The organism is Bradyrhizobium sp. AUGA SZCCT0176 (assembly GCF_018130145.1).
GTDB lineage: Bacteria > Pseudomonadota > Alphaproteobacteria > Rhizobiales > Xanthobacteraceae > Bradyrhizobium.
Genome location: NZ_JAFCMB010000027.1, coordinates 66,522 through 80,834 on the forward strand (window position 1 = coordinate 66,522; position 14,313 = coordinate 80,834).

Genomic DNA, 14,313 nt, shown 5'->3' on the forward strand with positions numbered 1-14,313 from the left:
TCATTAAATCAGGGAATGCGCGATGAGCGAGGCCGTGGTGGACGACATCGTGGCCGTGTTGCCGCCGCTGTTGCAATCGCTCGAAGCGCTCGGCTTCGTCGCACGCCACCTGAACCCGCCGGATTTCGGCCGCGTGATGGAAGCTGCCGGCACGCCGGACGAGGCGTTGCGCGCGGTGCGCCCGCAGCTTTCGCAGTGGCCCGCGGAATTCAACGATATCAGGACCGCGCTCGAGACCGCCAGCGACGCGGCGCTGGCCGCCTTCGCAGGGTTACGCGAAGTGCAGAACGGCAATGGCGACCTGGTCAGCGTGTTTCGCTCGCTGCGCTATTCGCCGCGCGCGCAGGAGGCGCTCTATGCGCTGGTCGAAAAATTGCCGCCGGTCAGCGAGTTCTTTGTCGAGCCTTCGCTCCGCGAGGATGCCGATCTCGCCGCACGGCTGGCGCAACCGGCCAATGAAAACACCGGCATCTTTCACGACCATAACGAGCCCGGCAGCCGCGGTGGCTTCTCGCTCTATGTGCCGGAATATTACACGCCTGATCGTGCCTGGCCGCTGGTGATGGCGCTGCATGGCGGCAGCGGCAATGGCCGCGGTTTTCTGTGGAGCTGGCTGCGCGACGCGCGAAGCCACGGCGCAATCCTGATCGCGCCGACCGCGACCGGAAACGCTTCGAACAGCAAAAGTACCTGGGCATTGATGGGCGAAGACACCGACACGCCGAACCTGATGCGCATCCTCGAACAGGTGCGCTCACGCTGGAATATCGACGCGACAAAAATGCTGCTGACCGGCATGAGCGACGGCGGCACCTTCTGCTATGTCAGCGGGCTCGAAAGCGCCTCGCCCTTCACGCATCTCGCGCCGGTCTCGGCGACGTTCCATCCGCTGATGGCTGAAATGGCGGATGCGGAGAGATTGCGCGGCCTGCCGATCCACCTCGTGCATGGCAAGCTCGACTGGATGTTTCCGGTACAGGTGGCGCGGCAAACCCGGCAATTACTGTCGGCGGCAGGCGCCAAGGTGGCCTATCGCGAGCTGGATGATCTCAGCCACACCTACCCGCGCGAAATGAACGCGCCAATGCTGGCCTGGCTGCGCGGCGAATGATTCCAGTAATGCGGGCGTTCGGTCGCATTTGAACGGCGAACGCCCGCAAGTCGTGGGCCGGGTTAGCGCCAACCGCCGGACGCCGAGATACGTTCGCCGGTCAGCCACGCCGAATCATCCGACGCGAGGAACACCGCCACCTTCGCGATGTCGTCGGGCTGGCCGTAGCGGCCGAGCGGCGTCATGCCGATCACCTGCTTTTCGACTTCGCCTCCCAGCAGGCCGGCGCTCTCGAGCCCTTCCGATGCCGTGGCTCCCGGCGCGATGGCGTTGACGCGGATTTGTCGTGCACCGAACTCTTTCGCCAGGCTGCGCGTGATCGAATCGACCGCGCTCTTGGTGGCGGAATAGATCACCGAATCCGGCGTCGGATTGAGGCTCGCGATCGACGAGATATTGATGACGCTGCCGCCCTGCGGGCCGAAATAGTTCAGCGCTTGCTGGATGGTCAGCAGCGTTCCCAGCACGTTGGTGTTGAACTCGCGGTGAAATTCCTTCTCGGTCACCTTCTCGAGCGGCTCGAACTGATAGACGCCGGCATTGTTCACCAGCACATCCAGCCTGCCGAACGAAGCCTTGGTCTGCTCGAACAGGCGCTTGACGTCGGCGGCATCAGCAACATCACCCTGCACCGCGATCGCCTTGCCGCCCCTCGCCGTGATGTCAGCCACGACGCGATCGGCGCCTTCGCGGCTGGACGCATAGTTCACCACGACAGTGGCGCCGGCCGCGGCCAAACCTTTCGCGATGCCGGCGCCGATGCCTTTCGACGCCCCCGTGACGATCGCCACCTTGCCCTTGAGGTCACTCATTTGGATTCTCCTGACGGGCCGGCCCAATTGCCGGCGTCTTGTGACCGGCTATCTACTTCGGATCAAATGGCTTATTAGGATCAAATTGATCGCAAGATTTGTGCCTGGAATTCGGAAATGACGACAATTCTGGAGAAAACCGCCGGTCTGGTCGCGTTCGTGCGAACCGTGGATTCCGGCTCCTTCTCGAACGCCAGCCGCGCCATCGGCTCCAGCGCATCGGCCGTCTCGAAAAGCGTGGGGCGGCTGGAGCGGCGGCTCGGGGTTCGGCTGCTGCAGCGATCGACGCGGACGCTGAACCTCACCACCGAGGGTGCGGCCTATTACGAGCGCGTCGCGCCGCTCCTCCGCGCGATCGAGGACGCCGAGGACGTCGTGCAGATGGCCGAAAGCGCGCGCGGCCTGTTGCGCGTGACCGCGCCGGTGTTTGTCGGGCGAACGCTGGTCGGTGAATGGTCGCAAGCCTTCCTGGCGCGGCATCCCAACGTCAAACTCGAACTCAGCGTCAGCGATCGCCATGCCGATCTGATCCGGGAAGGTTTTGATGTCGCGTTGCGCATCGGCGATCTCGCCGATACCGATTTGACGGCGCGCAAGCTGGCCGATCTTGCCTTGGTGATGATCGCCTCGCCCGGTTACGTCGCCGCGCGCGGCGTGCCCCGCAGCGTCGAAGATCTGCGCCAGCATGGTTGTCTGCGCTATCTGCTCGCCGGAAAGCCCTATCCGTTTGCTTTCGCCGATGGCACCACCATCACGCCGGAAGGCGCGCTTGATTCAGACGACGGCATTACGCTGTATCACGCAGCCCTTCACGGCGCCGGCATCGCGCAGGTGCTCCGCTTCGCCGTCGAGGACGATTTTGCTGCCGGTCGGTTGGTCGAAATACTGCCTGGCGTCGCGATGCCGTCGGTTCCGATGCACGTCGTGCACGCCTTTGGCCGGCAATTGCCGGTGCGGGCGCGACTATTCGTCGATTTCCTTGTGGAACGCATGAGCCGGATCGGCAGATAGCCGGGCGGAACTTTCCTCTCAAAGCTGCGTTGTTTGCGCATCATCGGAGGACGTCATGCGAACTTTTTTTGGAATGATTTTGGGCGCGCTGCTGCTGGTTTGCGGCGTTTACGTCTATGATTCGATGAACACGTCCAGCGTGGCGAACGGTCAGGTCGCGCAGGCCAACCGCACGATCGTCAACTGGGATGTCGCCGCCACCGATTGGAAGGCGCTGAAAACGCGCGCCCATGAGGAGTGGACCAGGATCGCGTCGAAGTAATCACGCGAGCTTATTCGAGCGAAATTGGGCGTCCTCGTCATCGACGGGGGCGCCCTTTCCTTTGACGCGATTAGTTGGCGGCTTTGGCTTTCCGCGCGTCTTTGATGACCATTTCGAACTCCGCCATGGTCAGGATGCCCGGCACACGAAACTTTCCGACGATAAAGGACGGGGTGCCGCGGAAACCGAAAGCTTCGGCCTGGGCGTGGTTGCGCGCGAGGATGGCGTCGATCGCCTTGGCGTTGGTGGTGAGGTCGCGGTTGAGGCGGTCCATGTCGATGCCCTTCTCAGTGAGCAACTCGCGCGCGCGCGCCTCGGTCAGCCGTGAACTGACGCCGATCATCGCCTCGTGCGCCGGCATGAACTTGTCCTGATACTTGGCGGCCAGCGCCATCCGTGCCGTGATCTTGGAAACGTCGCCGAGGATCGGCCAGTCCTTCAGCACCAGGCGGACCTTGCCGTCGTCCTGCACCACCTGCGCAATCTCGGGCGCGATCTTGCGGCAATAGGGACAATTATAGTCAAACCATTCGACGATGTTGATGTCGCCGTCGGGGTTGCCGGCCGCGGGAATATCCGGGTCGCGCAGCACCAGCGCTTCGGTCAGCACCGCGTCGTCATCATGCGCAAACGCCTGATGTGGCATCGCCGCGGTGCCGAGCAGGGTTGCGCCGGCGCCAATCAGGCCGAGCGCTTCGCGCCGGCTGGGTCCCGGATTGGTTGCGGCTGGTTTGTTCTGCTGGTTCATTGCTGCTCTCGCGACGGCCCTCACCCCTGTCTACGCCCAGGATGAGGATATGTTACGCGCCAGCATATAGAGCGCCACCGCAATAATGACCACGGCGAACACAATGTTGAGGGCGCCGCGCCGCTCGGCGAGGTGACGGGCGGCGCGGGTGCCGGCCAAGCCGCCGGTAATACCGCCTGCGACGAACAACCCCGCCAGCGCCCAGGAGACGAGGCCGGACCAGGCATAGCTCGCCGCGGTGGTCATGCCGAACGCGGTGACGGCGACCAGGGAGGAACTGACCGCGTTCATGATCGGCATCCCCGTCGCCAGCATCAACGCCGGCACGATCAGGAATCCGCCGCCGATTCCGAAGAACCCCGATAGCGTCCCGGTCGCCAGGCCAAGGCTGACGATGGCCGGCATGTTGGACATCGACATCTTGACATCAGGCAACCCGATCCGCGACCGCGTCTTCAGCATCAACAGCGCGATCACGATCATGATCAGCGCAAACAGCGCCAGCAGTTTCTGGCCGTCGACCATCTTGCCGAGGATCGAGCCGCCGAAGGCGCCGACCATCCCCGCGACGGCAAATGTCAGCGCGCAGGACCACACCACCGTGCCGCCGCGCGCATGGTTGGACAGATTGACCGCGGCGTTGGCCGCGACCGCGATGGCGCTGGTGCCGATCGCGACATGGGGTTCGGGCACGCCGACCAAATAGACCATCAGCGGCACCGCCAGGATCGAACCGCCGCCGCCGACCAGGCCGAGCGAAAACCCGACCAGCATCCCCGACGCCAGTCCCAACACGCTTTGCGTCGTGGAGATGATCAAGATGGAAGACTCATGTGCACGGCAGAACCATAGAAGGAATTTCTATGATCCGCCATGGCCGCAGCACAAATCTGCCCTGCAACAGCCGTTCAGCGTATGCACGATGCTCCGAGCAACGTCAGGCGGGCGCGAGGGCCTTGTCCTGCAATGGTGCGCTGGCGCGGCGCGGCAGCGCCATCAGCGTCCCGGTCATGGTCGCGACCAGGGTTTCAACGCCGTCGTGCTCGGCATAGGCGCGCCCCTCGCACACGGTGAGCGTACGGCCCGGCTTGACGACGCTGGCACGGAAGGCAAAGCGCTGGCCGCGCGCGGGCGCCAGCAGATTGGTCTTGAACTCCACGGTCAGGATGTCGGAGCCAACAGGCATCAGCGTGAAGGCGGCGATGCCGCAGGCACTGTCGAGCCCGGCGGTGACGATACCCGCATGCACGAAACCGTTCTGCTGGGTGAGTTCAGCGGAATAGGCCATCGCGAGTTCGACCTCGCCCGGCTCCAGCCGCGCGATCGAAATCCCGAGCGTGCGCATCGCGTGCTGGCGCTCGAACGTATCGGTCGCGATCTCACGATAGTCCGGGTTTTTCGGCTCGAAGCGCGCCATGCTGCTCATGCCGGCACCGCCTCAGCCGGGCTGAGATGCTTCAGCGCGGTATTGCGGATCTCAGGCGCGAACGGCATCGATTTGTGGGCCTGCCGGTCGAGGTGCACGGCGGTGATTTCACAGGTCGCAGATACCTCGCCGGTTTCGGCGTTGCGCATCTCGTGCAGGAAGCGAATCGACTTGTCGCGGATTTCCAGCAGCCGGCTTTTGACTTCGACGATATCACCGGCGAAAAGTTCGCGCTTGTAGCTGATGTTCTGCTGCACGCCGGCCATGCCGCGGCCGGATTCGCGCAAATAGGAAGGCGTCAGCCCGAGCCGTGCGAACATATTCCAGTTCGCCTCGTCGAATTTGCCGACATACCACATGATGTTCATGTGCCCGACATGATCGCATTGCCACGGATAGACCGTGCCGCGATAGGTCGCGTCCGTCTCCATCGTCTCGCTCCCGCTTATCGTTTCTGGCCGGCTTTCGATTCTTGATACGGTAGCGTATCAGGGTGCGAACGGGGTAGCAATACGGTACCGTATCAAGAATCGGTGAGGCTGGACTCAATGACCGACGGCAAGAGCGAGAACCGTAAGGACGAGACCTGTAAGGACAGGACTTGGATCGAGGCCGGCATGGCGGAAATCGCCCGCACCGGCGTCGAGGGCGTGCGGGTCGAGGTGCTGGCGAAGAATCTTGGCGTCACCAAGGGCGGTTTCTATCGCCGCTTCAAGGATCGCGCGGCGCTGCTGGACGGCATGCTGCAGAACTGGAGCACCGGGCGCATTGCCGCGATCGAAAGGCAGACCAGCCTCGATGGCGCCACCGCGCGCGAACGCTTGCGGGCGCTGGTCGCGCTTTATTCGGAACGGATGAATACCGAGGGCATGGCGGTGGAGCTTGCGATCCGGCAATGGGCGCGATCCGACGAGGCCGCGGCCGCGGCGGTCGCCAGCGTCGATGCCGCGCGCCTGCAAAATGTCGGGCAGCTCTATCGGGCGGCGGGGCTGGCGGCAGAGGAAGCCGACGCGCAGGCGTTCCTGTTCTACTGCTTCATCTTCGGCCAGAGCCTGCTGTTCCTCGAACGCGGCCCGCGCAAGCGCGCGCAGCTGATCGCAAAGTCAGCCGAGAAGCTGCTCGAGGATGAAGGCTAGGCGCGTGATGCGTTAGATCGATTTGCATCCACGATGAAGCTGCGCTCCCTCTCCCGCTTGCGGGGGAGGCGTAGGCGGCCTACGGCCGCCGTGCTTGATTAAGAACGCCGATGCGTAGCATCGGCTATGGGTGGGGGCTCTCTCCGCGATACGACTCGTGGAGAAAGCCCCCACCCGGCGCTTCGCGCCGACCTAAGAGCGAGCTTCGCTCGTCTCGACCCCGCAAGCGGGAGAGGTGACGAGAGTCCGTCAATTCCGCCTTAGCTCAGGCCGTGGGTTTCAGCTTCTTGGTGCATTCGCTGTAATAGCCGCCACCCTTCTGGATCCACTTCAGGCCGCCATTGCCGTTGCTGGTCTTGTTGGCGTTGTACTGATCGAGGCAGGTGTGCATGCGCTGTTTGCCGGCGGTTTCCTTGGCGTATTTCGGATCGACAGCGTTCGGATAGACCGCAGGTCCCGACGGCGCGGCCGGCGCCGCAGCTTCCTTGGCGGGCGCGGCTTCCTTCTTGGCCTTGGCTTCCTTGGGGGCGGCAGCGGGTGCTGCAGCCGGCGCGGCTGCTGGTGCAGCGGCAGTGGCGTCCGCACCGCATTGCGCCTTGCGGAAGTCATTCCATTTCTGGCCGCCGAGCGTGCCGGCGGTCTTGGCGGCCTGGTATTTCGCGCTGCATTCCTGCGTGGTGAGGGCCTGCGCCGGCGACGTCACCATGAACGCCGCAAAACCCGACACCGCCATTGCGCAGAGTATTTTTGCTTGATTGGTCATCCTTAAGACTCCTTGGAGCAGTTCAACCGGGGCAAATTAGCTTGCCCCATTCAACTTGGGCAGGTCGTCCTTGTGCAGTTATTGTGCAATCATTCAGGGGTTTTGACCTGCACCGCCATCCTAACTCAACCAAAGCTTGCGGCAACGAAAGCCGCCATTTTCCGTTCAAAATAATGTGGCTGTCAAAGACGCGGATAGTCCGGTCCATTCACTTGACGTTCAGCATCACGGCGCGACCGTCGCGCCCTTGTCTTCAATCCGAGGTGCCCCATGACGAAGATCTCTTCCCTTGTCACCGCGACCGCGATTGCTTCGTTCCTGCTGATGGGCGTGGCGTCGGCGCAAACCGCCGCGCCGGCTACCAAGACCGAGGCGCCGAAGACCGAAACCAAGGCACCGGCCGACAAAAAGGCCGCCGCGAAGCCGCGGACGCCAGGCTCGCTCGAATGCTCCAAGCAAGCCGACGAGAAGGGGCTGAAGGGCAAGGAACGCAAGAAATTCCGTTCCGCCTGCAAGAAGGAATTTGCCGACAAGGAAAAGGCGGCCACCGGGGCGAAGTGACCACCCGCCCCTGCTGCTTCAGGGCAAGCGCTATTTCGCATCTGCATGTTTGACGGTGTTGGTTGGCGCCCGTGAACCCGCGCGGGCGCCAAAGGCTTGCCCGCGCATTGACCGCCCGCCCCTAGGCCGGACGATGGCTGACGCACGCATTGCAGCAATCGCGTGGCGCATTTGTCCCCTCATGCGGGATTTGCCATAAGGCGGCGTGAGCCTGATCCCCGCATCGATGACGTCTGCGATTCCTGACCGCGCCAGGATTCTCTCCACGATCGAGACAATCGTCCTCGGCGCCGCTGGCGGCTTGCTGTTTCTTTGGGCAAACCTGCCCGGTGGACTGATCTCCGGCGCGATGTTCGCGGTCGGCATCGCCGCGATCTGCGGACGGCCGCTCGCGATGCCGCCGATCCTGACGCAAAGCGTGCTGCTGCTGCTCGGGATCACGCTGGGCTCGCTGGTGTCGCGGCAGCTGATCCAGCACATGAGTTCCTATCCGCTGACCATCGGACTTCTGGCGCTCGCCACCTTCTGTTCGACCTTCGGCAGCAGCTTCTATCTGCAGCGCTTCCACGGCTGGGACCAGACCTCGGCCTTGCTGGCCGGAAGCCCCGGCGCGCTGTCGCAAATCACCATCCTCGCCGCCGAGAAGGGCGCCGACGTCGCTGGTATCGCCGTGGTTCAGACCATGCGCGTGATCATCCTCACCGCCGCCCTGCCGCTGCTGCTGGCATTGACCGGAATCGCGCCATCGGCGCCGCCGAACATCGCCGCCATCATCGCCTCGCCGCTCGAACTGGCCGTATTGATCGCGGCTGCGGTCGCGGTCGCGCTGCTGTTGCTGCTGATGAAATTTCCGGCGAGCTGGATGTTCGGCGCGATGATCGCCTCGAGCGTGCTGCACGGCACCGACATGATCGAGGGCGGGCTGCCGCCCTGGATGCGCGGCGTGGCGCTGGTCGGCATCGGCGCGGTGATCGGCACGCGCTTTGCGCGGGTGAAACGGTCGACGCTGCTCAGCCATGTCAATGCGGGGCTGGGCTCATTTGCGGTGGCGATCGTGATCTCGGCGATCTTCGTCGCCATCATCGCGCTGACCACCCATGTGCGGCTGGCTGACGTCCTGGTGGCGTTCGCCCCGGGCGCGATGGACGCCATGCTGGCGCTGGCGTTGACGCTGCATATCGACCCGATTTTCGTCGGCGCGCACCATCTGTCGCGCTTCGTGTTCGTCTCCATCACCACGCCCGGAATCATCCATCTGTTCGGACGGCCGCAGGATGATGTGGACGATTAGGCCCGCTTCGCTGACTTGATGCCCCACGCCGCGATCGCGGCCATCGCCAGCGAGATCAGCACATTGTAGCCGGCGAGCGAGAGGCCGAGGAAGCGCCACTGCACATCGTCGCAGCGGATCACTTTCACGGTGTCGAGGCGCTCGAGCAGCGTGCCGGCGCTGCCGAGATCGACGAGCGGGCCCGAGCAATCGGTCGGGCCCTGCCAGAACTTCCATTCGACGCCGGCGTGGTAGCCGCCGAGCCAGGCGTTGGCGAGCGCCGCCAGCGCCAGCAGCCCAAGCCCCGCCAGCAGCACCGGCCGCGGCGCGTCCCGCGAGGCTGCGAAGGCGACCGAGAGGGCGAGCGGGACCGCCAGATAATAGGCGTAGCGCTGTTCGAGGCAGAGCGGACAGGGGCGGATATCCAGCACCAGTTGGAAGAACCAGGCGCCCGCAAGCGTCGCCGCCGCGATGCCCGCGATCGCCAGCGCGGCGACAACAGCGGGATTGGCACCAAGCCCGGCATGTGACGGATTTGCGGTGGCATGAAGCGTCACGGGCGTTCTCCAACGATAACAAGGTCCTATCCCGCTGATATGGCGCTGTCGAGGTGCGGGACAATCACATCCGCGCGGGTTGACCCGCCGAAACCGCCCGCTATATTCCGCCGGCTTCGCGGCGCGGGCTTTTTGGCCGGCGCCCCGAGGGCCCCTGTGGCGGAACTGGTAGACGCGCTCGACTCAAAATCGAGTTCCGCAAGGAGTGCTGGTTCGATTCCGGCCAGGGGCACCACGCTTCGCCTGCGGCTACGCGTGGCGCAGCCACACCGCCGCAGACGAAACGTGCCCGGCATAGCCTCTTGCGAAGCGAAGCGATCCCCTCGTAGCGTCTGTCAGGACTGCCACCTCGGTCAGAATCACCAGGGCCACCCGATGGACATGCTCGTCAAACTCTATGCGCTGCCGGATTCCCGGCCTGCGTATGATCGATTGCTCAACGCCGGGATCGTCATGCGCCGTGCGCTGGGCCCCGAAAAGCACAAGGTCACAGGCTGGGTGCGGCAGAATTTCAGCGAGGCATGGGCCAGCGAAACCGATGTCGCGTTCAGCCGCCAGCCGGTCTCCTGCTTCATCGCGGTCCGGGAGAAAAACATCATCGGCTTCGCCTGCCATGATGCGACCTGTCGCAACTTCTTCGGTCCGACCGGCGTCGATCCGAAGGCTCGGCAAGGCGGGGTCGGAAAGGCCCTGCTGTTCGCCTGCCTCGAGGCCATGCGGCAACAAGGCTTTGGCTACGCCATCATCGGCGGCGTGGGGCCGGCGGAGTTTTATTCGAAGGCGGTCGGCGCGGTGGCCATCGAAGGTTCGGAGCCTGGGATTTATCGCGGGCTGCTGTAGCGCCGCATTGCCCGTGGGAGGCTGCCCGTTAGATCCGGGCGACCGCGGAAGATCGCGCTTGATCGGCCATCTGGGCGGCCCTGCTCTCTTCACCGGAATACGCGCCGGCATCGGGCACGATCGAGCCCGCCTCGGTTTCCGCCAATTCGGTGCGGTTGCGGCCGAGGCGTTTGGCCTCATAGAGCGCCTTGTCGGCGGCGGCGATGAGATCGCGATGCCTGGTTTCCGCGCCGGGCACCAGGGACGCGACGCCGATGCTCAATTTCGCATGGCCGCGCTGAATCTCGTCCGCGCCGCAGCGGACGATCAGATCCTCGCGAATCCGCGCAGCCAGCGCTGCCGCATCGCCGAGCGGCGTTTCCGGCAGCAGAACGGCGAATTCGTCGCCGCCATAGCGCGCACCGATGTCCGAAGGGCGCTTCACGTTCGCCGCGATCGACGCGGCAATGTCCTGCAGCAGTCTGTCGCCGGCCTGATGGCCATGCGCGTCGTTGTAGACCTTGAAATGGTCGGCATCGATCATCAGCAGTGCGACCGGCGCGCGGCTGCGCATCGCGCGGCGCCATTCATAGGCCAGCGCGCGGTTGAAATGCCGGCGATTGGCAAGACCGGTGAGCCCGTCGATCGTGGCCAGAATGGTGAGCTTCTTTTCCGCGGCACTGCGGCGCGCGAATTCGCGATGCAGGAAAGCGGCCAGCATCACCGTCACCGCGCACAGCACGGCCATCAAGACGCCGATCGCGATCGCCTGCCGCCACCACGCCGCAAGGACATCGTCGAGCGACTGGCCGACCACGACGATCAGCGGCAGATTGCCGACCTGGGTATAGACGAACAGCCGTTTGATCCCGTCCGATACCGCCCTCGATTCATAGTGGCCGCTGGGAGCCTTCGGGAAGTGCGTGAACAGTTCGGCGCGCTTGATGCTGCTGCCGATGAAATCCTGGCGGAACGGCCAGCGCATCAGCACGATGCCGTCGGTGCGCGCCAATGTCACCGTGCCATTGGGGCCGAGCGAAGCATCCTTGAACATCGCCTGGAAATGGTCCTGCAGCATGGCCGTGAGCACGACGCCGGCAAAGGAGCCGTCCGGATGCGACAGCCGACGGCTGAACGCCACCAGCGAGAGGCCAGTGACACGGGATGCGATCGGACGACTGATGTACAGGCCGGGAAATTCATTGTCTCTGTGAAACTGGAAATAATCCCGGTCGGACATGTTTTGTCGCGGCGGGATCAGATTCTTGGAATCGTGCGTGATCCGTCCGGTGTCATCGATGACGAACATCGATGTCGGATGACGCGCGGTTGCGGAATAGTCGAACAGCACCAGCTGGCGCATTTCCGGACTGAGACGATCGAGACCGGGCAGCTTCAAATTGCTCATCAACCCCTCGAGCGAGAGATTGAGCAGATCCACGTTGCGAGCGATATCGGCCTTGAGCGAATTGGCGAGGCTGGTGGCGACCTCGGTGGCACGCGCTTCGGTCGCCCGCCGCGCCTCCAGCAGCACCCAGCCGCACACCGCGGAGAAGCTCAGCGCCAGCAGAATGACCGAAATGGTCATCCGGTGATGCGACTGCGTCCATGCCCAGCCGGAACTATCGTCCGCCTCGGCGGGCTGACGCGGCCAGAGCGACTTCCACACCGGTTTGCCCGCTTCCGCTATTGCCACGGAATTCACCTTGCAAGACGTTGCCATCGCCTTTTGTGCGCCGATGGAACGAGTTAGGCGTTAAAGGCCAAGTGAATTCGCCCCATGTGGTTCACAAATTATTCGCGGAACAGGTTGAAATGGCCTGATCGGGCGACTTTTCCGCGGAAGTACGGATGCTTTTCGCGCCGCACACAAGCAATGATGAGGAACAGCACCGCGCGCCGCCAGCGCGGATCACGCTGCGCACGGTCGCAAGGCCTCAAGCAATCATGATCGAATTCACATGGGCATGCGCGATCAGTCGATCTGACTCGGCCCTGAGGTTCCTACCTCCGCCTTGCCCTGCACCAACGTCACCGTGATCGCGCGTGGCCGGGTCAGCACTTCCGGCTGCAGGATCTGGTCGAGCTGCTCCGGCGTCAGCAGTTTCCTGGCCAGCACCAGATCGTAGACGCTTTCGCCCGTGACCAGCGCCTGCTGCGCGATCTCGGTGGCGTTGGCGTAGCCGATATAGGGATTGAGCGCGGTGACGATGCCGATCGAGTTTTCGACGCCGCGGCGCAGGTGCTCGCGGTTGGCGGTGATGCCGTTGACGCATTTATCGGCCAGCGTCAGGCAGCCGGCGCGCAGATGATTGACGCTCTTGAACAGGCTGTGCGCGATGATCGGCTCGAACGCATTGAGCTGCAACTGGCCACCCTCGGCCGCAAAACTCACCGTAATGTCGTTGCCGATCACCTCGAAGGCGATCTGGTTGACGACCTCGGGAATCACAGGATTGACCTTGCCCGGCATGATGCTGGAGCCCGCCTGCATCGGCGGCAGGTTGATCTCGTTCAACCCGACGCGCGGACCTGAGGACAGCAGCCGCAGATCGTTGCAGGTCTTCGACAGCTTGACGGCGACGCGCTTGAGCACGCCGGAAAGCTGAACGAAGCTGCCGCAGTCCTGCGTCGCCTCGACCAGGTTTGTCGCGGTCACGACCGGAATGCCGGTGACGGAGCGCAGATGCCGGCACACCAGACCGGCATAGTCCGGGTGCGAGTTGATGCCGGTGCCGATCGCGGTCGCGCCCATGTTGATTTCGCACACCAAGAGCACGGCTTCCTTGAGCCGCTGCTCGTCTTCCCCCAGCATGACGGCATAGGTGGAAAATTCCTGCCCCAGCGTCATCGGCACGGCGTCCTGCAACTGGGTGCGGCCCATCTTGATGATGTCCCTGAACTCGTCGGATTTGCGCTCGAACGCCTCGCGCAGCACCGCCATGGCTTCGACCAGCCGCATGATGCCGCCGTAAGCCGCGAGCTTGAGCGCCGTCGGATAGACGTCGTTGGTGCTCTGGCTCATGTTGACGTGCTCGTTGGGGTGCAGGAATTTGTAGTCGCCCTTGGGCCGGCCGAGCAGCTCCAGGGCGCGGTTCGCGATCACCTCGTTGGCATTCATGTTGGTGGAGGTGCCGGCGCCGCCCTGAATGACGTCGACCACGAATTGATCGTGCAATTCACCCGAGCGCACTTCCTCCGCGGCGGCGACGATGGCGTCGGCGAGTTTGGCATCGAGCAATCCCAGTTCGCGGTTGCTTTTCGCCGCCGCGATCTTGATCGAGGCCAGGGCCGCAATGAGATCCGGATAGATCGAGATCGGGGTGCCGCTGATCGGGAAATTCTCCACCGCCCGCAAGGTGTGGACGCCGTAATAGGCCTCCGCCGGAACATCGCGGTCGCCCAGGAGATCGTGCTCGCGTCGCGTCGTCATCGGGGACCCTTTCGAAGCGGTTTGCGTGGGCTTGATAAGATCAGGAGACGAGGGATTTTCCTAGTGTCGGCTTCCACACCAGGCCGTCATACCCCGCGCATGCGGGGTATCCAGTACGCCGCGGTCTCTCGGTTCTGTCACAGGCGTCTCTGGGATACTGGATCACCCGCATGCGCGGGTGATGACACCGAATATGATTTCACGATCTCGCGGCATCATCTGCCCGAGCTTTGCCAGAAATTCCTTGGCCCTCGAGAATAGAGGGCGCAGGGAAGACCGGGTGCGCGCTGCACCCGCGGTCTCGCGTGCGGTTTGCACAAAACAAAATGCACACGAGCATACAGGGCAGCGGAGAACACCCGGCCTTCCCTGCGCAATGGCTTTACGGCTTATGCCGTGATCTC

General features: G+C 63.7%; 16 protein-coding genes and 1 tRNA gene. 8 read left to right on the forward strand and 9 right to left on the reverse strand.

Going from position 1 to position 14,313, the window contains the following annotated elements; all coding sequences use genetic code 11:
• The first annotated feature begins 22 nt into the window (after positions 1-22).
• Entirely contained in the window at positions 23-1,111 is a 1,089-nt protein-coding gene (locus tag JQ600_RS33350; protein WP_212392152.1) for a phospholipase, read from the forward strand.
• 62 nt (positions 1,112-1,173) lie between these two features.
• On the opposite strand, the gene JQ600_RS33355 is transcribed toward JQ600_RS33350, so the two are convergent.
• Entirely contained in the window at positions 1,174-1,923 is a 750-nt protein-coding gene (locus JQ600_RS33355) for an SDR family NAD(P)-dependent oxidoreductase (protein ID WP_212392153.1), read from the reverse strand.
• A gap of 117 nt (positions 1,924-2,040) precedes the next feature.
• Here JQ600_RS33355 and JQ600_RS33360 point away from each other — a divergent pair, with 117 nt between their 5' ends.
• Positions 2,041-2,934: a LysR family transcriptional regulator gene (locus JQ600_RS33360; protein WP_212270279.1), complete on the forward strand. Its 894-nt coding sequence runs from the start codon at positions 2,041-2,043 to the stop codon at positions 2,932-2,934.
• Positions 2,935-2,989: 55 nt separating this feature from the next.
• Positions 2,990-3,196, forward strand: coding sequence for a hypothetical protein (locus JQ600_RS33365; protein WP_212270280.1), 207 nt, complete (start codon positions 2,990-2,992; stop codon positions 3,194-3,196).
• Between the two features lie 70 nt (positions 3,197-3,266).
• Here JQ600_RS33365 and JQ600_RS33370 read toward each other — a convergent pair whose 3' ends face one another.
• The 4 genes from JQ600_RS33370 to JQ600_RS33385 form a co-directional block, all read right to left on the reverse strand.
• A complete protein-coding gene (locus tag JQ600_RS33370; RefSeq protein ID WP_212270281.1) occupies positions 3,267-3,944 on the reverse strand; it encodes a DsbA family protein in 678 nt (225 codons plus the stop codon).
• Between the two features lie 30 nt (positions 3,945-3,974).
• Positions 3,975-4,760 carry a sulfite exporter TauE/SafE family protein gene (locus JQ600_RS33375; RefSeq protein WP_212270293.1) on the reverse strand — a complete coding sequence of 262 codons (786 nt, stop codon included), beginning with the start codon at positions 4,758-4,760 and terminating at the stop codon, positions 3,975-3,977.
• A 121-nt stretch (positions 4,761-4,881) separates the two neighbouring features.
• The gene (locus tag JQ600_RS33380) at positions 4,882-5,361 is read right to left on the reverse strand and encodes a PaaI family thioesterase (protein ID WP_212270294.1); all 480 of its coding nucleotides are present in this window, start codon (positions 5,359-5,361) and stop codon (positions 4,882-4,884) included.
• 5 nt (positions 5,362-5,366) lie between these two features.
• Positions 5,367-5,801, reverse strand: coding sequence for a thioesterase family protein (locus JQ600_RS33385; protein ID WP_212270282.1), 435 nt, complete (start codon positions 5,799-5,801; stop codon positions 5,367-5,369).
• A gap of 117 nt (positions 5,802-5,918) precedes the next feature.
• Here JQ600_RS33385 and JQ600_RS33390 point away from each other — a divergent pair, with 117 nt between their 5' ends.
• The gene (locus JQ600_RS33390; protein WP_212392154.1) at positions 5,919-6,506 is read left to right on the forward strand and encodes a TetR/AcrR family transcriptional regulator; all 588 of its coding nucleotides are present in this window, start codon (positions 5,919-5,921) and stop codon (positions 6,504-6,506) included.
• Positions 6,507-6,771: 265 nt separating this feature from the next.
• Here JQ600_RS33390 and JQ600_RS33395 read toward each other — a convergent pair whose 3' ends face one another.
• Positions 6,772-7,269 carry a hypothetical protein gene (locus JQ600_RS33395; protein ID WP_212392155.1) on the reverse strand — a complete coding sequence of 166 codons (498 nt, stop codon included), beginning with the start codon at positions 7,267-7,269 and terminating at the stop codon, positions 6,772-6,774.
• A 270-nt stretch (positions 7,270-7,539) separates the two neighbouring features.
• Here JQ600_RS33395 and JQ600_RS33400 point away from each other — a divergent pair, with 270 nt between their 5' ends.
• Together JQ600_RS33400 and JQ600_RS33405 are read left to right on the forward strand one after the other, a co-directional pair.
• The gene (locus tag JQ600_RS33400; protein ID WP_212270285.1) at positions 7,540-7,830 is read left to right on the forward strand and encodes a PsiF family protein; all 291 of its coding nucleotides are present in this window, start codon (positions 7,540-7,542) and stop codon (positions 7,828-7,830) included.
• 205 nt (positions 7,831-8,035) lie between these two features.
• Positions 8,036-9,121 carry an AbrB family transcriptional regulator gene (locus JQ600_RS33405; RefSeq protein ID WP_409363353.1) on the forward strand — a complete coding sequence of 362 codons (1,086 nt, stop codon included), beginning with the start codon at positions 8,036-8,038 and terminating at the stop codon, positions 9,119-9,121.
• On the opposite strand, the gene JQ600_RS33410 is transcribed toward JQ600_RS33405, so the two are convergent.
• Positions 9,118-9,657 carry a disulfide bond formation protein B gene (locus tag JQ600_RS33410; protein WP_212392157.1) on the reverse strand — a complete coding sequence of 180 codons (540 nt, stop codon included), beginning with the start codon at positions 9,655-9,657 and terminating at the stop codon, positions 9,118-9,120. The genes JQ600_RS33405 and JQ600_RS33410 overlap by 4 nt on opposite strands.
• Before the next feature lie 150 nt (positions 9,658-9,807).
• On the opposite strand from JQ600_RS33410, the gene JQ600_RS33415 reads away from it, so the two are divergent.
• Together JQ600_RS33415 and JQ600_RS33420 are read left to right on the forward strand one after the other, a co-directional pair.
• Positions 9,808-9,892 (forward strand) — tRNA-Leu (locus tag JQ600_RS33415).
• Between the two features lie 140 nt (positions 9,893-10,032).
• A complete protein-coding gene (locus JQ600_RS33420; protein ID WP_212392158.1) occupies positions 10,033-10,497 on the forward strand; it encodes a GNAT family N-acetyltransferase in 465 nt (154 codons plus the stop codon).
• A gap of 28 nt (positions 10,498-10,525) precedes the next feature.
• On the opposite strand, the gene JQ600_RS33425 is transcribed toward JQ600_RS33420, so the two are convergent.
• Positions 10,526-12,172, reverse strand: coding sequence for a sensor domain-containing diguanylate cyclase (locus tag JQ600_RS33425; protein ID WP_212392159.1), 1,647 nt, complete (start codon positions 12,170-12,172; stop codon positions 10,526-10,528).
• A gap of 279 nt (positions 12,173-12,451) precedes the next feature.
• Positions 12,452-13,909 (reverse strand): aspartate ammonia-lyase, encoded by a 1,458-nt coding sequence (gene aspA, locus JQ600_RS33430; protein WP_212270290.1) that lies wholly within the window; start codon positions 13,907-13,909, stop codon positions 12,452-12,454.
• Positions 13,910-14,313: the final 404 nt, after the last annotated feature.

Coding starts and splice junctions, on each gene's coding strand:
- JQ600_RS33350 (WP_212392152.1), top strand. CDS start 23: ATGAGCGAGGCCGTGGTGGACGACATCGTGGCCGTGTTGCCGCCGCTG.
- JQ600_RS33355 (WP_212392153.1), bottom strand. CDS start 1,923: ATGAGTGACCTCAAGGGCAAGGTGGCGATCGTCACGGGGGCGTCGAAA.
- JQ600_RS33360 (WP_212270279.1), top strand. CDS start 2,041: ATGACGACAATTCTGGAGAAAACCGCCGGTCTGGTCGCGTTCGTGCGA.
- JQ600_RS33365 (WP_212270280.1), top strand. CDS start 2,990: ATGCGAACTTTTTTTGGAATGATTTTGGGCGCGCTGCTGCTGGTTTGC.
- JQ600_RS33370 (WP_212270281.1), bottom strand. CDS start 3,944: ATGAACCAGCAGAACAAACCAGCCGCAACCAATCCGGGACCCAGCCGG.
- JQ600_RS33380 (WP_212270294.1), bottom strand. CDS start 5,361: ATGGCGCGCTTCGAGCCGAAAAACCCGGACTATCGTGAGATCGCGACC.
- JQ600_RS33385 (WP_212270282.1), bottom strand. CDS start 5,801: ATGGAGACGGACGCGACCTATCGCGGCACGGTCTATCCGTGGCAATGC.
- JQ600_RS33390 (WP_212392154.1), top strand. CDS start 5,919: ATGACCGACGGCAAGAGCGAGAACCGTAAGGACGAGACCTGTAAGGAC.
- JQ600_RS33395 (WP_212392155.1), bottom strand. CDS start 7,269: ATGACCAATCAAGCAAAAATACTCTGCGCAATGGCGGTGTCGGGTTTT.
- JQ600_RS33400 (WP_212270285.1), top strand. CDS start 7,540: ATGACGAAGATCTCTTCCCTTGTCACCGCGACCGCGATTGCTTCGTTC.
- JQ600_RS33420 (WP_212392158.1), top strand. CDS start 10,033: ATGGACATGCTCGTCAAACTCTATGCGCTGCCGGATTCCCGGCCTGCG.
- aspA (WP_212270290.1), bottom strand. CDS start 13,909: ATGACGACGCGACGCGAGCACGATCTCCTGGGCGACCGCGATGTTCCG.